The sequence below is a fragment of the Streptomyces sp. NPDC002181 genome, assembly GCF_042890485.1.
Taxonomy (GTDB): Bacteria; Actinomycetota; Actinomycetes; order Streptomycetales; family Streptomycetaceae; genus Streptomyces.
In genome coordinates this window covers 481,835-502,838 of record NZ_JBIASC010000002.1, presented here as the reverse complement: position 1 = coordinate 502,838, position 21,004 = coordinate 481,835, and the positions used below count along the sequence as shown (strand labels likewise).

Annotated in this window: 21 protein-coding genes and 1 riboswitch; of the genes, 9 read left to right on the top strand and 12 right to left on the bottom strand. The window is 73.7% G+C overall.

Features of this window, described 5'->3' with window-relative positions:
- Positions 1 to 33 precede the first annotated feature (33 nt).
- Entirely contained in the window at positions 34 to 957 is a 924-nt protein-coding gene (locus tag ACFYXV_RS08480; RefSeq protein ID WP_389382374.1) for an alpha/beta hydrolase family protein, read from the bottom strand.
- Between the two features lie 159 nt (positions 958 to 1,116).
- Here ACFYXV_RS08480 and ACFYXV_RS08475 point away from each other — a divergent pair, with 159 nt between their 5' ends.
- On the top strand, positions 1,117 to 1,707 hold the full coding sequence (locus ACFYXV_RS08475) for a TetR/AcrR family transcriptional regulator (protein WP_385463235.1): 591 nt from the start codon (positions 1,117 to 1,119) through the stop codon (positions 1,705 to 1,707).
- A 25-nt stretch (positions 1,708 to 1,732) separates the two neighbouring features.
- Here the strand turns inward: ACFYXV_RS08475 and ACFYXV_RS08470 are convergent, their stop codons facing one another.
- Positions 1,733 to 2,338: a DedA family protein gene (locus ACFYXV_RS08470; protein WP_385463321.1), complete on the bottom strand. Its 606-nt coding sequence runs from the start codon at positions 2,336 to 2,338 to the stop codon at positions 1,733 to 1,735.
- Between the two features lie 56 nt (positions 2,339 to 2,394).
- Entirely contained in the window at positions 2,395 to 3,171 is a 777-nt protein-coding gene (locus tag ACFYXV_RS08465; protein ID WP_385463231.1) for an MBL fold metallo-hydrolase, read from the bottom strand.
- Positions 3,172 to 3,298: 127 nt separating this feature from the next.
- Here ACFYXV_RS08465 and ACFYXV_RS08460 point away from each other — a divergent pair, with 127 nt between their 5' ends.
- The 4 genes from ACFYXV_RS08460 (at position 3,299) to ACFYXV_RS08445 (ending at position 7,984) form a co-directional block, all read left to right on the top strand.
- Entirely contained in the window at positions 3,299 to 3,703 is a 405-nt protein-coding gene (locus ACFYXV_RS08460) for a hypothetical protein (protein ID WP_385463228.1), read from the top strand.
- Positions 3,704 to 3,889: 186 nt separating this feature from the next.
- Positions 3,890 to 5,995, top strand: a complete 2,106-nt coding sequence (locus ACFYXV_RS08455) for a phage holin family protein (protein ID WP_389382373.1) — start codon at positions 3,890 to 3,892, stop codon at positions 5,993 to 5,995.
- A gap of 74 nt (positions 5,996 to 6,069) precedes the next feature.
- The gene (locus tag ACFYXV_RS08450; RefSeq protein ID WP_389382372.1) at positions 6,070 to 7,491 is read left to right on the top strand and encodes an amino acid permease; all 1,422 of its coding nucleotides are present in this window, start codon (positions 6,070 to 6,072) and stop codon (positions 7,489 to 7,491) included.
- Between the two features lie 52 nt (positions 7,492 to 7,543).
- Positions 7,544 to 7,984, top strand: coding sequence for an SRPBCC family protein (locus ACFYXV_RS08445; RefSeq protein ID WP_385463219.1), 441 nt, complete (start codon positions 7,544 to 7,546; stop codon positions 7,982 to 7,984).
- A gap of 170 nt (positions 7,985 to 8,154) precedes the next feature.
- Here ACFYXV_RS08445 and ACFYXV_RS08440 read toward each other — a convergent pair whose 3' ends face one another.
- Entirely contained in the window at positions 8,155 to 9,747 is a 1,593-nt protein-coding gene (locus ACFYXV_RS08440; RefSeq protein ID WP_383338316.1) for an RNA polymerase sigma factor, read from the bottom strand.
- A 227-nt stretch (positions 9,748 to 9,974) separates the two neighbouring features.
- Positions 9,975 to 10,736 carry a class I SAM-dependent methyltransferase gene (locus ACFYXV_RS08435; protein ID WP_385463216.1) on the bottom strand — a complete coding sequence of 254 codons (762 nt, stop codon included), beginning with the start codon at positions 10,734 to 10,736 and terminating at the stop codon, positions 9,975 to 9,977.
- Positions 10,737 to 10,843: 107 nt separating this feature from the next.
- A riboswitch (ZMP/ZTP riboswitch) is annotated at positions 10,844 to 10,941 on the top strand.
- Positions 10,942 to 11,061: 120 nt separating this feature from the next.
- Here ACFYXV_RS08435 and ACFYXV_RS08430 point away from each other — a divergent pair.
- Together ACFYXV_RS08430 and ACFYXV_RS08425 are read left to right on the top strand one after the other, a co-directional pair.
- Entirely contained in the window at positions 11,062 to 11,907 is an 846-nt protein-coding gene (locus ACFYXV_RS08430) for a bifunctional 5,10-methylenetetrahydrofolate dehydrogenase/5,10-methenyltetrahydrofolate cyclohydrolase (RefSeq protein WP_389382475.1), read from the top strand.
- 152 nt (positions 11,908 to 12,059) lie between these two features.
- Positions 12,060 to 13,343: an NADH:flavin oxidoreductase/NADH oxidase family protein gene (locus ACFYXV_RS08425; RefSeq protein WP_385463213.1), complete on the top strand. Its 1,284-nt coding sequence runs from the start codon at positions 12,060 to 12,062 to the stop codon at positions 13,341 to 13,343.
- Between the two features lie 31 nt (positions 13,344 to 13,374).
- On the opposite strand, the gene ACFYXV_RS08420 is transcribed toward ACFYXV_RS08425, so the two are convergent.
- The 4 genes from ACFYXV_RS08420 to ACFYXV_RS08405 all read right to left on the bottom strand — a co-directional run bounded on the left by ACFYXV_RS08420 (position 13,375) and on the right by ACFYXV_RS08405 (position 17,695).
- Complete coding sequence (locus ACFYXV_RS08420; RefSeq protein WP_385463210.1) at positions 13,375 to 14,565, bottom strand: MAB_1171c family putative transporter; 1,191 nt, start codon at positions 14,563 to 14,565, stop codon at positions 13,375 to 13,377.
- Complete coding sequence (locus ACFYXV_RS08415; RefSeq protein WP_389382370.1) at positions 14,562 to 16,004, bottom strand: NAD(P)/FAD-dependent oxidoreductase; 1,443 nt, start codon at positions 16,002 to 16,004, stop codon at positions 14,562 to 14,564. Before ACFYXV_RS08415 ends, ACFYXV_RS08420 begins: the two co-directional genes overlap by 4 nt.
- 111 nt (positions 16,005 to 16,115) lie before the next feature.
- Positions 16,116 to 16,679, bottom strand: a complete 564-nt coding sequence (locus tag ACFYXV_RS08410) for a toxin-antitoxin system, toxin component (protein WP_385463204.1) — start codon at positions 16,677 to 16,679, stop codon at positions 16,116 to 16,118.
- Positions 16,676 to 17,695: a hypothetical protein gene (locus ACFYXV_RS08405; RefSeq protein ID WP_389382369.1), complete on the bottom strand. Its 1,020-nt coding sequence runs from the start codon at positions 17,693 to 17,695 to the stop codon at positions 16,676 to 16,678. The genes ACFYXV_RS08410 and ACFYXV_RS08405 overlap by 4 nt, the downstream gene beginning before the upstream one ends.
- A gap of 334 nt (positions 17,696 to 18,029) precedes the next feature.
- Here ACFYXV_RS08405 and ACFYXV_RS08400 point away from each other — a divergent pair, with 334 nt between their 5' ends.
- On the top strand, positions 18,030 to 18,452 hold the full coding sequence (locus ACFYXV_RS08400) for a hypothetical protein (RefSeq protein WP_389382368.1): 423 nt from the start codon (positions 18,030 to 18,032) through the stop codon (positions 18,450 to 18,452).
- Here the strand turns inward: ACFYXV_RS08400 and ACFYXV_RS08395 are convergent.
- Positions 18,438 to 19,250 carry a helix-turn-helix domain-containing protein gene (locus tag ACFYXV_RS08395; RefSeq protein WP_389382367.1) on the bottom strand — a complete coding sequence of 271 codons (813 nt, stop codon included), beginning with the start codon at positions 19,248 to 19,250 and terminating at the stop codon, positions 18,438 to 18,440. The two genes, ACFYXV_RS08400 and ACFYXV_RS08395, sit on opposite strands and share 15 nt — an antisense overlap.
- Positions 19,251 to 19,394: 144 nt before the next feature.
- On the opposite strand from ACFYXV_RS08395, the gene ACFYXV_RS08390 reads away from it, so the two are divergent.
- Positions 19,395 to 19,700: a 4a-hydroxytetrahydrobiopterin dehydratase gene (locus ACFYXV_RS08390; protein WP_030868143.1), complete on the top strand. Its 306-nt coding sequence runs from the start codon at positions 19,395 to 19,397 to the stop codon at positions 19,698 to 19,700.
- Positions 19,701 to 19,713: 13 nt separating this feature from the next.
- Here ACFYXV_RS08390 and ACFYXV_RS08385 read toward each other — a convergent pair whose 3' ends face one another.
- Positions 19,714 to 20,139, bottom strand: a complete 426-nt coding sequence (locus ACFYXV_RS08385) for an RICIN domain-containing protein (protein ID WP_389382366.1) — start codon at positions 20,137 to 20,139, stop codon at positions 19,714 to 19,716.
- A 7-nt stretch (positions 20,140 to 20,146) separates the two neighbouring features.
- Entirely contained in the window at positions 20,147 to 20,995 is an 849-nt protein-coding gene (locus ACFYXV_RS08380; RefSeq protein WP_389382365.1) for an aldo/keto reductase, read from the bottom strand.
- Positions 20,996 to 21,004 lie beyond the last annotated feature (9 nt).

Genomic DNA, 21,004 nt, shown 5'->3' with positions numbered 1-21,004 from the left:
TTCCGTGCCGGTTCGATGGGTGGGGCGCCGGAGCTACTTGCTCCGCAGGCCGCCGAGTGCGTGCGGGTCGTTCTCCAGGGCGGTGACCGCCTCCTTCCAGCCGGTGTCCTCGGACGAGAGGGCGCTGCGGAGGTAGGCCGTGCTGAGCCGCCGGATCAGGGCGACCCGCGCCGGGCTCTCGTCGGTGGTCTCGGCCACCTCGGTCCCGGGGATGCCGCCGAGCGAGTGCTCGGCCCCGAACAGGGTGAGCAGGCTCTTGCCGGCCGGGCTGTGGGTGTAGGGGTCGGTGAACCAGTCCGGTCCGCGGGTGGACAGCGCCGAGTCGTCCTCGTCGCCGGCGACGATGAGCGCCGGGGTGGTCATGGTGTCGAAGTGCGGCCTCATGAAGGGCAGGTTCTCGGCGGCGAACGGGGTGAGTCTGTCGCCCAGACCGGGCAGGGCGAGCAGTACGCCCGCCCTGACGCGGGGGTCGGACATGTCCTCGCCGGGAACGCCGTCGGCGTCCAGCACGCGTGCGCCGAGCAGCGTGCTCGCCGTCTGGGCCCCCCAGGAGTGGCCGGCCACGGCGACGCGGCCGTGGTCGACGCGGCCGGCGAGGCCCGGTACGGAGGCTTCCAGGGCGCCGAGGCCGTCGAGCACGAGCGTGAGGTCCTCGACGCGGATGCGCCAGATCCGCGGCGTACGGGGGTCCTCGTGCGGGAGGGCGAGCGTCCGGGAGTCGAGGTGCGTGGGCCGGACGACCACGAAGCCCTGGGCGGCCCAGTGGTCCGCGAGCGGGGCGTAGCCGTTCATCGACCAGCCGAAGCCGTGCGAGAAGACGATGACCGGCAGGTCGCCGCCGGTGGCGGGGGCGCAGACACGCACCTGGAGGTCCTCGCCGCGGCCGCTCGGGGCCGGCAGGACGACCGGCCCCGCGGAGATCACGGTGGTCGGAGCTGTTGCGGAGGTTGCGGACATGGAACTGCCTTCCGTTCGGTGTCTTCGCAGGCGTGGTCCGGTGGGCGGCCTGGTGGACGGCGCGCCGTTCTGCCATGATGGGCAAACCGGAACCTTGCTCCGCTAACGATACGGAGCGCTGTTCCGCTTTGCAAGGCCGGTGAGGGAAGGAGTGCCGCCGTGAGCGACAGCGGCCGGAACGTGGGCAGCGCGGCAGCGTCCAGGCGCAAGGACGCGCGACGCAATCAGCAGACCCTGCTGGACGCGGCGGCGGAGGTCTTCGTCGCCTCGGGCGTCGAGGCGCCGGTACGCGACATCGCGGCCAAGGCCGGCGTCGGCATGGGCACGATCTACCGGCACTTCCCCACCCGGGCGGACCTCGTCATCGCCGTCTACCGCCACCAGGTCGAGGCCTGCGCCGAGGCCGGACCGGCCCTGCTGGCGGCCGGACCGACCCCGCACGCCGCCCTCGGCAGGTGGGTCCGGCTCTTCACCGACTTCCTCGTCACGAAGCACGGACTCGCGGGCGCGATGCAGGCCGACAACACCGGATTCGAGACGCTGCACGCCTACTTCCTCGACCGCCTCCTGCCGGTCTGCACCGAGCTCCTCGACGCCGCCGTCGAGGCGGGCGAGATCCGTTCCGACCTCACCGCGTACCAGCTCATGCGCGGCATCGGGAACCTCTGCATCGGCGCCGAGGCCGACTCCCGCTACGACGCGCGCCGCATGGTCGAGCTCCTCGTCGCGGGACTGCGCGAGCCGCGCTGACCGCGCCCGCGGGGGCGGGCGGGTATCAGCTCCGGATCCGGCGCCACAGCGCCGGCGCCCCGCTGATCAGCAGGGTCACGGCCACCGCCAGCGCGACGCCCTTCCACGGCTCCGAGAACAGGGAGCCGCCCAGGATGCCGATCAGCCCGTACGTCGCCGCCCAGGCGAGACAGGCCGGAGCGTCGCCGCGGGCGAAGCGGCGCAGCGGGAGCCGGGCCAGCAGGCAGGCCAGCATCACCGGGATCCGGCCCGCCGGGACCAGCCGGGAGACCACCAGGACCAGCACCCCGTGCTCGTCCAGCTTCCGCTGCGCCTGCGCCAGCCGTTCGGGTGTCGCCCGCCCCCGCAGCGCCTCCAGCCACCGCGAGCCGCCCCGGGACCGCACCCCGCGCTGCCCCAGCCAGTACAGGGCCAGGTCCCCCGCGAACGCGGCCACGGCGGCGACGCCGAACACCAGCAGCACCCCGAACGGCAGCGACTGCTGATGGAAAGCCACCACCGCCGCCGAGCTCACCAGCGCCCCCGTCGGGATCACCGGCACCAGCGCCCCCAGCGCCACCAGCACGAACAGCGCCGGGTAGCCCACCGCCTGCCGGGTCGTCTCCGGCGGCACCTGGCCGACCGCCGCCACCGCCGCCGCCCCGAGACCGTGCGCCCCGAGACCGTGCGGCCCGTACGCCTCCCACGTCACGGCAGCCGCACCCGTTCGCCGTGGCCGGGCACCCGTACCGTCACCTTCGGCGCCAGCCGGCGGGCCCGCCGCGCGAACTCATCGCCCGGCGCGTGGAATTCGTGCGGCCGCACCGCGTCCAGCCCGATCGGCCAGTACGTCCCGTAGTGCACCGGCACCGCCGCCGCCGGCGCCAGCTCCGCCAGCGCCCGCGCCGCCCCGGCCGGGTCCAGATGCCCCGGCCCCAGGTACGGGCCCCAGCCGCCGACCGGCAACAGGGCCACGTCCACCGGCCCGACCTCCTCGGCCATCGCCTCGAACAGCCCGGTGTCCCCGGCGAAGTACGTCCGCGCCGAGCCCTGGACCACGTACCCGAGCGCCGGCGCCAGACGCGGCCCGAACGGCAGCCGCCGCCCGTCGTGCCGCGCGCTGACGGCCCGGACCCGCACCCCCGCCCGTACGCCGACCTCCTCGCCCGGGGCCACCTCCGTGACGGGCAGACCGCGCGCGCCCGCCACCCGCGCGAGCCCCGGCAGGGCCCGGCGCGCACCGCGCGGCACGACCAGCCGGGTCCCGGGGGCCAGCCGGGCCAGCGAGGGCAGGTGCAGATGGTCGGCGTGCAGGTGCGACACCAGCACCACCTCGGCCTCGGCCGCCTCCGGCGGGGGCAGCGCCCCGCGCCGCCGACGCAGGTGCGCGAGCCGCCGCGCGAACAGCGGGTCCGTCAGCAGCCGCACCCCGGAGTCCTCGACCGTGCACGTGGCATGGCCCCACCAGGTGATCTCCACCGGCACCCGGCCTCCCCGTCGCTCGTGCGTCCCCCGGCCCCTTGAAGGGTAGATCCTGCCCACCCGATGTGACCCGAACCGAAGTCCGCAGCCCCCTCCTCCCGGGCCGCGGATCGGAGTAGGGTCGGGCGGCATGGATGAGCTGCGCGTGGCCGCTATCGCCAGCCTGGCCCCGCTGGAGGATCTGGACGCCGACCCCTTCGCCGTCGACACCCGCAGCCAGCAGGCCATGTGCGCCCGCTGGGCCGCCGACCAGGGCTACGTGGTGACGAGGACGCTGCTCTTCTACGGACTGCGCGCCAACCACTGCGGGCTGTGGTGCGACGTCGAGGCCGGTCAGGTCGACCTCTTCGTCGCCCCCAACCGCCGGGTCCTGGCCCGCGCCCTGCGCTCCGTCGAGGAGTTCGCCGCCGAGTGCGAGCGGCGCGGCGTACGGCTGGAGACCGCCGGGCTCGCCGAGCCGCAGTACACCTCCGCCATGAAGGCCGAAGTGCACCGCCGCCTGTCGATGCCGACCGCCGGCTACGACGGCACGTAGCCCGCGCACGCCCGACCACGCCCGACCACGCCCGAGCGTGCGCCCCGCGCTCCCGGCCGCCGAGGTTCGCACCTTCGTGCGCCACCCCGGTCGCCCGGCCCGGGCCGCCGCCCTGTGCGACGCTGGAGGGTGCGGCCGGGACCGCGGGCGGGGCGCGGATGCGGGGGAGACACGAGGCGGTACGGCGTGTGGCGAGGACGGTGGCGGACCCTGGGCAGCGCCTTGGTACGGGTGATCCTCGTCTGGGCGGTGTCCACCCTCACGATGCTCGTGCTCGCCGGTGTCCTGCCCGACTTCCGGCTCCAGTCCGGCGACGGGGACAGCATCACCGAGATCGGGCTGACCGCGGCCTGGGGCGCCGGGGCCTTCGGCCTGCTGAGCGCACTGGTGTGGCCGGTACTGGTCCGGGCCCTGCTGCTGGTGCCCGCGCTGGTGCTCGGACTGCTCGTCTTCTTCCTCAACGGCTCGCTGCTGCTGCTCGCCCTCAGCCTGATCCCCTCCGGACGCGGCGAAGTGGCCCCGGAGACCGCCGTGGTGGTGGCCGCCGTCATGTCCGCCGTCGCCTCCGCGACCTCCACCGCACTGGCCGTACGCGATGACGAGGCGTACCGGCGCCGGCTCCACCGGCTCGCCGACCGGCGCCGGCGGCGCACCCGGCACCGGGACGCGCCGCGCCCCGGCGGGGCCGCCCCCGGCCTGCTCTTCCTCCAGCTCGACGGCGTCGGGTACGAGACGCTGCGCCGGGCGGCGGGCAGCGGCCTGATGCCCACGGTGGCGGGCTGGCTGGACGGCAGCCACCGCGTCACCGCCTGGAGCACCGACTGGTCCAGCCAGACCGGCGCCAGCCAGCTCGGCATCCTGCACGGCTCCACCTTCGACGTGCCCGCGTTCCGCTGGTTCGAGAAGGACACCGGCGAGGTGGTGGTCTGCAACCGGCCCACCAGCGCCGCCGAACTCCAGCGCCGGGCCATCGCCCGCACCGGCGACGGCGGACTGCTCACCCTCGACGGGGCCAGCCGGGGCAACCTGTTCAGCGGCGGCGCCGACCAGCTCGCCCTCGTCCTGTCGGTCTCGGCGCGGCGCGGCCGGGCGAACCGTTCCCGCGCGGGCTATTTCGCGTACTTCTCCGACCCCGCGAACGCCGTCCGCACCGCGGTGTCCTTCGTCGCCGAGGTCGCCCGGGAGATCGGCCAGTCGCTGCGGGCGCGGCTGCGGGGAGTGCGGCCGCGGGTGGCCCGCGGCGGTCTGTACCCGCTGATCAGGGCCTTCGCGACGGTGGTCGAGCGGGACGTCGTCGCCGCGGCGGTGATCGGCGACATGCTCGCGGGGCGCGCCGCGATCTACGCGGACCTGGTCGCCTACGACGAGGTCGCCCACCATTCGGGACCGCACGGCCGGGACACCGACCGGGTGCTGGCCCGGCTCGACCGCAGCCTCGCACTGCTCGCCCGCGTCGCCGAGCACGCGCCCCGGGAGTACCGGATCGTGCTGCTCTCCGACCACGGCCAGAGCCCGGGGGAGACGTTCCTCGGCCGGTACGGGCTGACGCTGAAGGACCTGGTCCGCGCGGGCTGCGGACTGCCGGTCTCCCGCCGGGCCGGCCGCACCCGCAGCGGCGCGGAGGCCCGTGCGGCGGTGCTCGCGGCCCTGCACCGGCCCGTGGAGGAGGACGAGCGGGCCCGCCCCGGGCGGGGTCCGGAGCCGGTGGTGCTGGCCTCGGGCAACCTCGGCCTGATCTCCTTCCCGGACGTCCCGGGGCGGGCCTCGCAGGAGCGGATCGAGCGGGCGCACCCGGCCCTGCTGGCGACCCTGGCCAACCATCCGGGCATCGGGTTCCTGCTGGTGGACGGGGAGGTGCTGGGCCCGGGCGGGACGGTGGCCCGCCTCGACGAGCCCGGAGCGGCCGAGGAGCTGCTGGCCCGGTTCGGACCGGGCGCGGCGCGGGCCGTCCGGCGGACCGACGCCTTCCCGCACGTGGCCGACGTCATGGTGAACTCGGCGTACGACCCCCGCACCGGGGAGGTGCACGCCTTCGAGGAGCAGATCGGATCGCACGGAGGCCTGGGCGGGGAGCAGGGGCATCCGTTCCTGATGTGGCCGACGGAGCTGTCGGAGCCGGAGCCGGACCTGGTGGGCGCGGAGGCCGTGCACGAGGTGCTGCGGCGCTGGCTGCGGGAGGCGGACGGCCCCCAGGTACCGCTGACCGCCCCCGCGGAGGATCCACGGCCGGAAGCCGGATCGAGTGGAACCTTTCCTTCCGTGGGGGTGCCCGCGCAGGACGAAAACCGCTGATTTGGTGCGGCTTTGGGCTTGCCCGACGATATGTCGACCTGTCCAGCATATGAAACACCCGAGGCGTAACACCCGTGAGCTCCACCCTGCGCGCCCCCGCCCCCGCCCCGACCCCGACACCGGCCCCGGCCGGGGAGGCCGCGGGCCCGCACTCCCGGCGCTTCGGCCTGCCGATCGCGACCTGCCTGGTCATGGGCAACATCATCGGCGGCGGGATCTTCCTGCTGCCCGCCTCGGTGGCACCCTTCGGCACGATCAGCCTGGTCGCCTTCGGCGTGCTCACCGCCGGAGCGATCGCCCTCGCCCTGGTCTTCGGCCGGCTCGCGCGGCGGCTCCCGCAGACCGGCGGCCCGTACGTCTACGCCCGCGCCGCGTTCGGCGACTTCGCCGGGTTCCTCGCGGCCTGGAGCTACTGGATCACCGCCTGGGTCTCGAACGCGGCCCTCGCGGTCGCGGCGGTCGGCTACCTGTCCGTGCTCTTCCCGGCCATCGGGGAGCACAAGGCGGCGATGTGCCTGGCCGCCCTCGCCGTGCAGTGGCTCCCGGCGCTCGCCAACCTGGCCGGCACCCGCTACGTCGGCGCCGTCCAACTGGTGGCCACCGTGCTGAAGTTCGCCCCGCTGCTGCTGGTCGCCGTCGGCGGGCTGTTCTTCTTCGACCCGGCGAACCTCGGCCCCTTCCAGGCCACGGGCCAGAGCCCCGTCGGCGCGGTGTCCGCGGCCGCGGCGATCCTGCTGTTCAGCTACCTCGGCGTGGAGTCGGCCGCCGTCAGCGCGGGCGAGGTCCGCGACCCCGCCCGCAACGTCGGCCGGGCCACGATCCTCGGCACCGCCGGCGCGGCCGTGGTCTACCTGCTGGGCACCCTCTCCGTCTTCGGCCTGGTCCCCCACGACCGGCTGGTCGCCTCCGAGGCCCCCTTCACCGACGCCGTCAACGCCATGTTCGGGGGTACGTGGGGCGGCACCCTCGTCGCCTGCGCGGCCGTGATCTCGATGCTCGGCGCCCTCAACGGCTGGACGCTGCTCAGTGCGCAGACCCCGTACGCCGCCGCCCGCGACGGGCTGTTCCCCAAGGTCTTCGAGACGAAGAAGCGGGGCGTCCCGGTGGCCGGCGTGCTCGTCACCGTTGTCCTGGCCTCCGGCCTGACGATCTACAACTACACGGCGGGTTCGGACGGGGTCTTCGAGATCCTGGTCCTGGTCACCACCTTCACGGCGACCGTCCCGTACCTGCTCTCCACCGCCGCGCAGATGTACTTCCTGCTCTCCGGGCAGGCCGGGCGCGTCCACCGCGGCCGCCTGGTCCGTGACGGGATCCTGGCCGCCCTGGCGTTCGGCTTCTCGATGTGGCTGGTCGCCGGCTCCGGCTACGCCGCCGTCTACCAGGGCGTCCTGTTCCTGTTCGCCGGCGTCCTCGTCTACGCCGCGATGAGCGCGCGCAGGCAGCGGGCCGAGCAGCGGGCCGGGGAGCGAGCCGAGGAGGGGGACACCGCCTGACCTGCGCGGTAGCGTGGAAGGAGAGGCCGGCAGGGGGCAGTAAGGGGTCGCCATGTCCGCGATCAGGAAGAGCATCGACATTTCCCGCAGTCCCGAAGACGTCTTCGACTACGTGACGGACCCGACGCGCCTGCCGGAGTGGCAGGACAGTGCCGTTTCCGCCCGCCCGCTCGACGGGGCACCCGTCCACGTCGGATCGAAGGCCGTCATCACCCGGCGCATGGGCAAGCGGGAGTTCCCGATGACCATGCAGGTCACGGAGCTCGACCGGCCGCGCAGCTGGCACGTCCGGGGCATCGGCGGACCGGTGCGCGGCGAGGTGCACGGCACCATCGAACCCCTCGACGGCGGCAAGCGCTCGCGCGTCACCCTCGACCTCGACTTCGAGGGCCGCGGCATCGGCAGGGTCATCGCCCCGCTCGTGATCAAGCCGCACGCCCGCAAGGAGATGCCGCGCGACGAGGAGATGCTGAAGCACCTCCTGGAGAACTGAGGGCGGCGCACGCGAAAGCCCGCGACGTACCGGCGGCACGCGTCGTGTTCTGCGACGCGGCGCCGTACGACGCGGGCTGTCCGGCCCCTCAGGGCGCCCACCTTGCCGTTCACGCCCCGCGGGCCGGTCTTGCGACTGGCCCGCAGGGCGCGGACGGCCCGGCGGACGGCTTAGTCGAGGTAGTCGCGCAGCACCTGCGAACGCGACGGGTGGCGCAGCTTCGACATGGTCTTGGACTCGATCTGGCGGATGCGCTCACGGGTGACCCCGTACACGCGGCCGATCTCGTCCAGGGTCTTCGGCTGGCCGTCGTTCAGGCCGTAACGCATCGAGACGACGCCCGCCTCACGCTCCGAGAGCGTCCCCAGGATCGACTGGAGCTGCTCCTGGAGGAAGGTGAACGACACCGCGTCGGCCGGCACGACCGCCTCGGAGTCCTCGATGAGGTCACCGAACTCGCTGTCGCCCTCCTCACCCAGCGGGGTGTGCAGGGAGATCGGCTCGCGGCCGTACTTCTGGACCTCGATGACCTTCTCGGGGGTCATGTCGAGTTCCTTGCCCAGCTCCTCCGGAGTGGGCTCCCGGCCGAGGTCCTGGAGCATCTGGCGCTGCACGCGCGCCAGCTTGTTGATGATCTCGACCATGTGGACGGGGATGCGGATCGTGCGCGACTGGTCGGCCATGGCGCGCGTGATCGCCTGCCGGATCCACCAGGTCGCGTACGTGGAGAACTTGAAGCCCTTGGTGTAGTCGAACTTCTCCACGGCGCGGATCAGGCCGACGTTGCCCTCCTGGATCAGGTCCAGGAAGAGCATGCCGCGGCCGGTGTAGCGCTTGGCCAGCGAGACCACGAGGCGGAGGTTGGCCTCCAGCAGGTGGTTCTTGGCGCGGCGGCCGTCCTCGACGAGGATCTCCAGCTCGCGCTTGAACGCGGGCTTGTGGTCCTCCTCCTCTTCGAGCTTGTACTCGGAGAAGAGACCCGCCTCGATGCGCTTGGCGAGCTCGACCTCCTGCTCGGCGTTGAGGAGCGGCACCTTGCCGATCAGCTTCAGGTAGTCCTTGACGGGGTCGGCGGTGGCGCCGGCCACCATGACCGTCTGCGCCGGGGCGTCGTCCTCGTCGTCGTCGGACAGGACGAAGCCCTGGGTGCCGCCGGCCTTGGGGGCCTCTTCCTCGACCTCGTCGACGAGGTCCTCGGCGGCCCAGTCCTCACCCTCGGCGGCCGGGGTCTCGCCCTCGTCGGCGTCCTTGGCGCTGGTCTTCTTGGCCGCGGCGGCGGTCTTCTTCACCGCGGTCTTCTTGGCGGCGGTCTTCTTGACCGTCCGCTTCTTCGGCTCGGCGACGGCGTCGGCCGTCACCTCGTCCTCGGTGGCCGCGGCCGGCGAAGCGGATATCGCCGCCGCGGTGGCGGGGGCCGCGCTGGTGGCCGAGGCCTTGCGCGCACCGATGGGGCGCGGCGCGGCGGCCGCCTTCTTGGTCACGGTGCGGGCAGGCGCGGCGGCCGCCTTGCGGGGCTTCTTCGCGGCAGCCTTCGTGGCGGGGGCGGCGCTGACGTGCAGCGCGACACCCTCCTCGTCCAGGACCTGGTTCAGGCTGCGCAGGACCCGCTTCCACTGGTCCACCGGGATGCGGCCGGCCTCGAAGGCCTGGCGCACGTCGTCACCGTTGATGTGACCCTGCTCGCGGCCGCGCTCGACGAGCGCGACGAGGGCCTCCGATTCGGCGATCTCCGGAGGGAACGTACGGGACGGGCTGAGCGACACAAGGAGCCTCTCGTTGCGAACAGATAGGGAGTGGGCGGGACATCATCGCGCGGACTCGGGAAACAGACCCGAGGGGGGTCTGTATTCCGGGGCCGCGCGAGGACACCTGTCGGTTCATCGCATGCCCGAGTCGATTCGTTACGCGCTGAATTGAGTGACCTGCGCCACGCTGTGGGCGCGCAACCATTCGGCCGTGGATCCGTCCGCGTCCGCGCCCCCCGTTTCCGTCAGCCCGTTTTGCGAGCCTCGATGAGGAAACGGGCGGTATGTGCCACGAACGGGCCGTCACGTTCGATCTGTTCGTGGAGCTCGCGCAACCGGTCCCGGTACTGCCCGACCGTGAAGCCGGGCACCATCCAGATCACCTTCCGGAGAAAGTAGATCACGGCCCCGATGTCGTGGAACTCCGTGCGCAGTCTTTCGGAGCGCAGATCCACCACTTCGAGTCCGGCCCTGCCGGCGTCCGAGACGGCGTCGTCGGGGTGGCGGCCGCGCCGGACCTCCTCCGGCTGGGGTCCGAGGAAGTACTCGACGAGCTCGAAGACGCTCGCCGGCCCGACCTGCTGCGAGAGGTACGTCCCGCCCGGACGCAGGACCCGGGCGATCTCCTCCCACCAGATGGTCACCGGGTGGCGGCTCGCGACCAGGTCGAAGGCCGCGTCGCCGAACGGCAGCGGCGGCTCGTCGGCGTCCGCGACCACCACCGCGCCCAGCGGGTGCAGGAGCCGGGTCGCCTTGTCGATGTTCGGCGGCCAGGACTCGGTGGCCGCCGTCAGCGGGGGCAGCGGCCCCGCCCCGGCCAGCACCTCCCCGCCGCCCGTCTGGATGTCGAGGGCGGAGCGGACCCGGGCGAGGCGCTCGCCGAGCAGCCGCTGGTAGCCCCAGGAGGGGCGCTGCTCGGTGGCCCGCCCGTCCAGCCAGGAGAAGTCCCATCCGTCCACCGAAACGGACTCGGCCTCGGCGACGAGATGGTCGAAAGTGCGTGTCATGTCTCGATCGTCCCAGGAGTGGCGCCGGTGATCCACCGGTTTGACCGGATCCTGCGGATCGGGGCCGCCGCGCGCCACCGCACACCCGGACGGGGTCCATTAGAGTGGAGGCGGGCCGTGACTGGCGTTCGGGTGGATCACCACCGGGGAGCGGCCCGGCGTATGTCCGCACGTACGTCTCCTGCCGCGCGCCTGGGCGAACCGCGACACCGCGACACGCGAATCCGCGCACCGCGATCCGCAGCGACGCCCAGGAGACCCCGTGACGACTGCCCAGACCGCCACCCCCACCGCCACTGCCGCCGACGGCGGCTCCGCCCGGCTGATGGACGGCACCGCCCTCGCCCGCCGCATCTCGGAGCAGACCGCCGTACTCGCGGCGAAGATCACCGAGCGCACCGGCACCGCCCCCTGCCTCGCGACCGTGCTGGTCGGCGAGGACCCGGCGTCCGTGACGTACGTGAAGATGAAGCAGAACCGCTGTGCCAAGGCCGGGATCACCTCCCGCCACGTGGAGCTGCCGGCGTCCACGACGACGCAGGAGCTCGTCGCCGCCCTCACCGCCCTGTCCGAGGACCCGGAGATCAGCGGGATCCTGCTCCAGCACCCGGTCCCGCACCACATCGACGAGCGCGCCGCCTTCGAGGCCATCGCCCCGGGCAAGGACGTCGACGGCGTCACCATGCACTCCTTCGCCGCCATGGGCTTCGGGCTGCCGGGCTTCGTCTCCTGCACCCCCGGCGGCATCATGCGCCTCCTCGCCGAGTACGACGTGGACCTGACCGGCAAGCACGCCGTGGTCGTCGGCCGCAGCGCGATCCTGGGCAAGCCGGCCGGCATGCTGCTGCTGGAGCAGAACGCCACCGTCACCTACTGCCACTCCCGCACCGTGGACCTCCCCTCGATCGTGCGCCAGGCCGACGTGCTGGTCGCCGCCGTGGGCAAGGCCGAATTCATCCGCGGCGAGGACATCAAGCCCGGCGCCGTCGTCCTGGACGCCGGCTACAACGAGGGCAACGTCGGCGACGTCCACTTCGAGTCGGCCGCCGCCCGCGCCTCGCTGATCACCCCGGTCCCGGGCGGCGTCGGCCCGATGACCATCGCCGTCCTGCTGGAGCAGACCGTCTGGGCGGCCGCCGCGCAGGCCGGTCTGGAGCTCGCGGACCTCTGACCGCCACCCGCGGGGAGGGCCCCGTACGGATGCGCCCCGGGGCTTCGGCCCCGGGGCGTTCCGCGTTCCGGGGGTGTCCGGATTCTTCCGTACGGAGCCTGACGGGCGCCGGGCAGCGGGCGGTATCTTTGCGCCGGGGCGCGGGATGACACGTGCAACACGTTTCCTGGGGGGAACTGCCGATGGACCTGTTCACGCCACTGGAGCTGCCGGGCGGCGCCACCCTGCCGAACCGCCTGGCGAAGGCGGCCATGGAGGAGAGCCTCGCCGGGGCCGGCCAGCTCCCCGACCAGCGCATCGAGCTCCTCTACCGCCGCTGGGCGCGGGGCGGCGCCGGCCTGCTGATCACCGGGAACGTGATGGTCGACCGCCGGGCGCTGACCGCGCCGGGCACCATCGTCCTCGACGCCCGCTCCCCGCTCGACCCCTTCCGCCGCTGGGCCGAGGCCGCGTCCGCCGGCGGCGGCCGGGTCTGGATGCAGATCAACCACCCGGGCCGGCAGGTCGGCTCCGAGATGCCCGGCACGGCCTGGGCTCCCTCCGACATCGGGGTGAGCCTCGGCAAGCACACCAAGCGCTTCGCCCGCCCCACCGCGATGACCGAGGCCGACATCGAGGCCACCGTCGCCCGGTTCGCGGTCACCGCCCGGCGGGCCGAGGAGGCCGGCTTCGACGGGGTGCAGATCCACGCCGCCCACGGCTACCTGATCAGCCAGTTCCTCTCCCCGCTGGTCAACCGGCGCACCGACCGCTGGGGCGGCAGCCCGGAGAACAGGGTCCGGCTGCTGACCGAGGTCGTCCGGGCGGTCCGCGCGCAGGTCGGCCCCGGCTTCGCGGTCGGCGTCAAGCTCAACACCGCCGACTTCCAGCGCGGCGGATTCGACACGGAGGACGCCGCGCGGGTCCTCGCGGCGCTCGACGGCCTCGGCGTCGACCTGGTCGAACTGTCCGGCGGCAGCGTCGAGAGCCCCGCCACCCTGGGCCGCACCGCCGATCTGCGGACCCTCGAACGGGAGGCGTACTTCCTCTCCTTCGCCGAGGGGATCCTGGACGCGGCCACGATGCCGCTGATGCTGACCGGCGGGATAGCCCGCCAGGAGACCGCGCGGAAGGTCCTGGCGCGCGGGGTCTCCGTCGTCGGGCTCGCCTCCGCGCTGGCGTTCCGCCCCGACCTGCCGGCCCGCTGGCGCGCCGGGGAGGACGTGCGCGTGACCGTGGAGCGGCTGGCGTGGAAGGACCGGGACCTGGCCGGGGCGGGGCTGCTGGCCTTCGTACGCTTCCAGCTGCACCGGATGGCCCGTGGCCTGGAACCGCGCCCGGAGGCCTCCCCGCGGGCCGCGTTCGCCCTCGACCAGCTCCAGCACTGGCGCCGGGTGCGGGCGTACGGGGCCTGGCTCGCCCGCAACCCCGAGCCCGAGGACGCCCTTGCGGGCTGAGACCGGCCCGCCGGCCCCCGTGCCGGGCCGTTCAGAGCGGGGCCGGGTCCCTGCGGACGGCCGCCACGATCGGCGAGGTGCGGAACTCCCGGGCCAGCGCGGCCAGCGGCCGGGAATCCAGCCGGTAGGGCTCGGGCAGGCCCTGGTCGGACGCGGCCGCGCGGTCGGCGGCCTCGGCGGCCGCGGCCGCCTCCCGGCGCCGGCAGGCCGCGGCGAGCATGGCCGCGTCCGCCACGAGCGAAGCCCGCGCATCGCACAGGCCCTGGCCGAGGGCGGCCCCGTACGCCGCTTCCCGTACGGCCGGATCGAACCAGCGGGCCAGCGCCAGGATCCCGTCGTCGATCACCGACTCGCGGTGGATCAGCCGGATCCCGATCGGCGACCACCAGGTCAGCGGCACCGTCGTCACGCTCGACGCGGCGAAGCCGTGAAGCGCCTTCCACAGCGGGTGCAGCCGCCGGTACCGGCTGAAGTCCCGCCAGGCCGCCGAGCCGCCGACCAGCGGGACGATGAATCCCGAGCCCACCATCAGGGCCGCGGCGGAGGCGAACGGCGGGGCCACGTACGTGGACAGCCCGTCCCAGTCGCGGCCCGCCCAGCGGGCGCCCACCGCGGCCCACTTCGCCACCAGGTAGCCCAGGTCCAGCGCCCCGCCGAGCACGATCAGGGCCAGCCCGGTGCGCAGCGGGCGCAGCGAGGGGCGCACGCGCAGCAGCCACTTCCAGCACAGCACGGTGAGCGTCGAACTGCCCACCGTGTGCGCGAGGAGGTAGCAGACGATCATCTCGCGCAGCCAGGGCGTGTTGGCGTAGTACGTGTCCAGGTCGCGCAGCCGCTCCACGGGCGCGTCACCGATCGCGAACAGGACGACGATGAGCAGGGTGACGGCGCCGAACACGGCCACCGTCAGCCGGGTCGCCCGCCGTACGACGGCCGGCGGGCCGCCGCCCCACTGCAGGACCAGGACGATGCACGAGCCGGAGAACGCGGTCAGCACGCTGTACACCAGCGGTGCCGAGAAGTTGACGATCCCGGTGAGCCGGTTGACCGCGGCGATCGTCGGCGGCGCCGCCAGGAACATGACCATGCAGCCGACGACGAGCAGGGTGCACACCGCCCGCATGAGCGGCTGGTCCCAGCCCCGGCGCAGGGTCGGCGCCTTGATCAGCAGCGCCAGGATCATCACCGACCCGGGAACGTAGAGGATGAGTCCGTCGCTCATCGAGCCTGGCCGACGGGGCCCACGGGATCGACCGGTCCGGCCCCCTGGTCGAGCCCCGCGACGGAGCGCTCGGCCGCGGTCAGCGGCGGTGCCTTCAGCGCACCCCGGTCCGAGGCGCGCAGCACGTGCCAGACCACCGAGGGGCGCAGCCAGTACGCGGGGGTGCTGCTCATGGTGATGACCTGGAGGAACGCGGCGGTCAGCGCCTCCCGCGTGGTGGCCCCGGTCATCAGCCGGTTGACGTACGAGTTGAGCAGCCCCGTACCGGCGCGCGGTTTCATGCCGGTGGCCCCCGGATACAGGATGTCCTGTGCGGTGGCGAGCTCCCAGGCGGTGGACACCTGGGGCACGAGCGCGCGCTGCGCCTCGCGGCCGAAGGAGGGGTGGGCGAGGCCCTGGGCGCGCAGCAGGGCCCGTACGGCCAGCAGCCCCTGCGCGGCGACCGTCATCCCCTGCCCGTACAGCGGGTTGAAGGTGGCGACGGAGTCGCCGACGGCGAAGAACCCGTCGGGCAGGTCCGCCTTCTCGAAGTAGACCCGGCGGTTGGCGGTCCCCTGGGTGACGGCTATGTCGGTGAGGGGCTTCCTGCCGGCGAGGAGCTCGCCGACGATCGGGTCGCGCAGCCCCTTGGCGAACGGGACGAACAGCTCGGGGTCGCCGGTGGGCTGGCCGCCGCGGGTGCCGGACAGGGTGGCCTGCCACTGGCCGTTCTCGATGGGGACGATCGTCGCGGTCTGGCCGGGTACGTACACCCGCGGATCGGACTGCACGTTGACGATCGGGAAGCCCATCTCGTGCGCCCCGGCCGGGGCTTCGAAGATCCGTGTCGCGTACACCAGGCCGGAGTCGACCTGGGCCTGTCTGATCCCGCCGACCCCCAGTTGCCGGAGCCAGGACCGGGCCCGCGAGCCGCGCCCGCTCGCGTCGACCACGAGGTCGGCGGTCACCAGCCGGTTCTGTTCCCGCGGGGTGTCGACGCGGACGCCGGTGACGCGGGCCGCCGTGCCCTCCAGGGCCCGTACGCGGCTCTGCTGGAGCGTGCCGACACCGGGAAGGCCGGTCACCCGGGCACGGACCACGGCGTCGAGGAGGTCGCGGCTGCACGAGATGTTGAACTGCTTCTCCCCGCAGCGCGGGATCCAGCCCTGGGCCGTCATGGTGACCAGGTCGGTGGGCAGGCTGCGGCGGATCGCGCCCGCCGCCGTCCACGCGTCGGTGATGCCCGGGAGCAGCCTCTCGATGGCGCGCGCCCCTCCCGACCACATCACGTGGACGTGCCGGGCCTGCGGGAGTCCGCGCCGCGGCGCCGGGCTGTCGGGCAGCGTGTCGGCGTCGATGATCGTGACCGTCGCGTGCTCGGCGAGCACGGCCGCCGCCAGCAGGCCGGCCATGCTGCCGCCGATGACTACGGCGTGGCGGGGCGGGGAGGACTGGGTCATCGTGGTGCTCTCTGTCGGGGCCGTGCGGGGGCAGCGGCGCGCGTGACGTGCGTCGGGAGGGGGTGGCACCGGTCGCCGGGGCGTCATCGGCACGCCGCGGGGGGCGTGTATTCAACGGCCCCAGCCGAGCGAGGACTTGATGCGCTCGATCGCCTCGGGGAACTGCTCCTCGCGGGGCCCCGGAAGGTAGGCCTTGAGGACTTGGCCGAGGTACAGGCCGAAGGTTTCGGCCCGGATCTCCGCCGGGTCCTCCCGGTCGGCGCGAGCGGCCGCCTGCCGGACCACGCTGCCCAGTCCGGTCTCCGAGTGCAGCAGCTCCGCGAGGTCGCCCCGGGCTCCCGTGAGCCTGGCCGCCACGGCCATGCCCGGGCCGTGACTGTCGCAGGTGCCCTCCTCCAGGTGCCATAACTCGTGGCAGGCGATCACGAGTTGGTGCTCGGGGCGGGTGCGCTCCTCGATGACGAGCAGGTCGCGCTCCTCCATCTCCAGCCAGAGTCCGCTGGCCGTGTCGGGCGGGAACTTGGCGAAGCGGAACTCCACCGGCCGGCCGCCGCGCCTGCGGCCGTACGCGGCGCACAGGCTCCCGATGATCTCGGCGGCATCGGCCGGCTGCGCCAGGCGCGCTTCCGCCAGCAGATCCCCGCCGAGTTTCCGCATGGTGCGTGTGGTCCTCATGGCGCTCCCCCCTCGGCAGCCTTCCGGTCGTCCGGCACCGCAGCGCGGCCCGCGCTCCCGCGTGTCAGCTGTCCCTCGCGGGCCAGCAGGTCGTCCAGGTGGTCGGCCAGAGACTTCCAGCCCGCCGGGGAGAGCCGCCCGGCCCGCGTGACGATGCTCCGTACATCGTGCGCCCGCAGGACGGCCAGCATCGGGTTTTCCGTGCGGCGTCCGGCGGTTTCCAGCTCCAATTCGATCCCGCCGAGGGCGCCGGCGAGCGCCTCGGTGTCGTCGGCCAGCAGGAAACCGCCGTCGACCCCGTAGAAGCGCTGGATCCCGGCGGCCGCCGCGAGGTTGGGCAGCCCCTCGCCGCGCGCCAGGCGGGTCAGGGACTGGCCCGAGGCGTAGAAGGACCGGGCGATGGCGGCCAGGGAGTGGACCTGGCCGTCCGCGCGGAGCCGGGTGCGCCGCAGGTGTTCGAAGCGCCGGTGGACCTGCTCCTTCAGCGGGAGCCGGGGCGGTGAGCCGTCGAGGGTGAGCCGGATGTCGCACGGGTCCATGCCCGTCAGGTACGAGAGGTGCCCGAGGTCCGCCGCCGCGCCGGCGCCGGTGGCGGCGAGGGCGTGTTCCACCGCGCTCTGGCTGTCGGCGAGGAGGAAGCCGGCGTAGACCCCGAAGAATCGCTGCACGCCCGCCGCATGGCCCAGGCGGGGGAGTCCGGTGCCCGCGTTGAGCGGGCCGAGGGAGGCGCCGGGCGCCCGGAAGTCCTCGGCGATGGCGGCCAGCGGCCACTCCCGGCCGTGCTTGTCACGGCGGGTGGCCCGCAGCCGCAGGAAGCGCCGGTGGACGCGCAGGCACAGCGGCACTTCGGGCGCTGTCCCGGCCACGACCTGCGGGACGAGCGCCGGTTCGACCCCGCACAGGCGGCTCAGCCGCTCCGGGCACAGGACCGCGGCCGGGTCCCGGCCGCTCCGCTCGGCCAGCGCCGCGACGCGGACCCAGGCGGAGCCCAGGTCGGGTCGGTCGGCGGCTGGCACCGTGAGGTTCTCCGTATGTCGAGAGGACGTTCGAGAGATTCGGCTGGGTGCAGCGTAGCCCTCCGCCCATCCGTGAAACAGGAGAATCCCAACCTTTCTTGCGATGTAGGTCAAAGAAAGTTGGCAAGCCCGCCCCGGCCCGCGGGCATGACCTCGCAGGTAATCGACCCCGGCGCGGGCCCGGCCGCACAGTGGGGCCATCGGGTCCCGAGCCCGCGCACTCGGCCTCGGGACCCGTCCCCACCAGCGCGTTCGACCGCGGCATCACGACCGCGACCGTGATCGTGACCGCGACCGCGCGAACGCCCCGACCCGTCATGGAGGCCGATCCGTCATGTCCGCGACCCTGCTCGCCAGCATCGCCCGTACCGCCGTCCCGCGGACCGCGCTGCGCCGCCTGCTCGCCCTCGACGCCGTGGTCACGGGCGGGAACGGCCTCGCGTACGCCGTGTTCGGCGCCCCGCTCGGCCGGCTGCTGGGAGCAGGGCAGGGCACGCTGTTCGAACTCGGCCTGTTCCTGACCCTCTACGGGGCCGGCGTCGGCCTGCTCGCCGCCCGCCGCAGGCCCCCGGCCGGCCCGGTGGGGTTCGTCATCGTGGCGAACTGCGCCTGGGCGGCCCTCAGCCTGGTCTCCCTGTTCCTGTGGGACGCCCCCACCACCGCCGGGCTGGTGTGGATCCCGGCCCAGGCGGCCGTCGTCGGCGCGTTCGCCGTGCTGCAGCGGTCGGCACTGCGCTCCGCCTCAGGAGACCAGTGAGCGCAGGTACTTCGCCGTCGCCGCGTCGGCCGGGAGCAGCGTCTCGACGGCCAGCTCGGCGACCGTCACGTCCATCGGGGTGTTGAACGTGGCGATCGAGGAGACGAAGGAGAGCAGGTGTCCGTCGTGCTCGATCAGCAGCGGCAGCGCGACGTACGGGACGGCCTCGTCGGGCCCGGCCTCCTCCGGCCCGGCCCCCGCGTCCCCGGACCGCCCGGCGACCGGATATCCGGACACCTCCTCGTACAGCGCGCGCAGCGGCGCCGAGCGGGACAGCGCGATCTGCCGCTCCATCTGGGCCAGCAGATGCCCGCGCCACTGGCCGAGGTTGCGGATCCGCGGCGCAAGGCCCTGCGGGTGCAGGGTGATCCGCATGGCGTTCAGCGGCGGGGCCAGCAGGTGTTCGGGCAGCCCGTCGAGCAGCATCGCGATGCCGCGGTTGGCGGCGACCACGTCGTACGCGGCGTCCACGATCAGGGCCGGGTACGGCTCGTAGCCGGTCAGCAGCCGTTCCAGGCCCTCGCGCAGCGTCCCGAGCGAGGGGTCGTCGAGCGGGGTCTGCGTGTAGTGCGGGGCGTAACCCGCGGCGAGGAGCAGCGTGTTGCGCTCGCGCACCGGCACGTCGAGGTGGTCCGCGAGCCGCAGGACCATCTCCTTGCTCGGCCGCGACCGGCCGGTCTCGACGAAGCTGATGTGGCGGGAGGAGGAGTCGGCGCGGCCCGCCAGCTCCAGCTGGCTGATGCCGCGCCGCTCCCGCCAGGTGCGCAGCAGGGCTCCGACGGACGGGGTGGAGGTCATGCCCACGACGTTAGCCGAGGGCCCGTACGCGCAGGCGCGGAAGCACCCGCACGCACCATGGCGCGGAACCTTCCCCGCGGCCCGCGCTGTGGGAACCTTGACCGCACGTCAGAATCCCGGTCCGAACGGTGAAGGAGCATGCCGATGGCAGACGAGCCGCTTTCGCAGAAGGAGATCGAGGACCGGTTGCGGGAGCTCCCCGGCTGGGCCTTCGAGGACGACAGGATCATCCGCACCTACCGGCTGGGCACGCACTTCGCGGCGAGCGCGCTGGTCGCCCACATCGCCTCGGTGCAGGAGGAGTTGAACCACCACTCGGACCTGACGCTGGGCTACAACACGGTCCGGGTGTCGGTGAACACCCACAGCGCGGGCGACTCCGTCACCGGCGCCGACTTCGCGCTCGCCGAGCGGGTCGAGGCCCTCGCCCCCGCCCACGGCGCGAGCTGACGGGGGCGGCCGCTCAGACGGGCTCCAGCCGCCACCACTGGGCGGGGGAGTCGGTGTCCTCGCACTGGCGGGCCCGGCCCTCCTCGTCCGCCTCCAGCGGCAGGCCGCTGATACAGGCGATCAGGGACACCACCCCGGGATCGTCGAGGTGTTCCTCGACGATCCACTCCTGTGCCCCGAACGCGTTCGCCCGCCAGACCTGGACCCGGGCGCCGCTCTCCGTCGAGGCGTTCGCCACGTCCAGCAGCCTGTCGTTGTGGACGCTGACGATGTGGACGATCCCGCCGCCGCTGTGGACCGGCGAGATCCGCCACCGGCAGGCGGCCGGCGGAGCGGGCGGGCCGTCCGAGCCCACCCCCACCCGGGTGCTGCCCTCCAGGCGGAGCAGCAGGCCGCTGGCGGCGTTGCGGATCCGGTAGACCCCGTCGGGCGGGCTCATCCGCGGCTCAGATGTCGAAGACGGCCGGATCCGGCCCGATCCGCCCGGCCGAGGAACCCCGGCCCAGCGCGTCCAGCGCGGCGAGGTCGGCTTCGTCCAGCTCGAAGCCGAACACGTCCAGGTTCTCCCGGATCCGCGACGGGGTCACCGACTTCGGGATCACGATGTTGCCGAGCTGCAGGTGCCAGCGCAGCACCACCTGGGCGGGGGTGCGCCCGTGCCGGTCGGCGGCCTCGACGACCGCAGGGAGCGTCAGCAGCTCCTTGCCCTGGCCGAGCGGGGACCAGGCCTCGGTGGCCACGCCGAGCGTCGAGTGCACGGCGCGCAGTTCGTCCTGGGGGAAGAGCGGGTGCAGCTCGATCTGGTTCACGGCCGGGACCAGCGGGCTCTCGGTACCGAGCCGCTCCAGGTCGGCGGGGCGGAAGTTGGACACGCCGACGGCGCGGGCGCGGCCGCTCTCCGCGATCTCCTCGAAGGTCTTCCAGATGGTGAGGAAGTCGTCGCGCATCGGGCGCGGCCAGTGGATCAGGTACAGGTCGAGGTGGTCGAGGCCCAGCTTGCCCAGGGAGTCGTCGAGCGCGCGCAGCACGTCCTCGCGCCGCCAGGTCCGGGAGCGGTCGTTCCACAGCTTGGTGGTGACGAAGAGCTCCTCGCGCGGCACCCCGGACGCGGCGATCGCCTGGCCGGTGCCCCTCTCGTTGCGGTAGGCGGCCGCCGTGTCGATGCTCCGGTACCCCGCCTCCAGCGCCGTCCCCACGGCCCGCGCGGCCTCGGAGTCCGGGACCTGGAAGACGCCGTACCCGAGCCGGGGCATGAGCGTGCCGTTGTTGAGCCGGATGGCGGGGGCTTCGTTCACGTCGGGTGC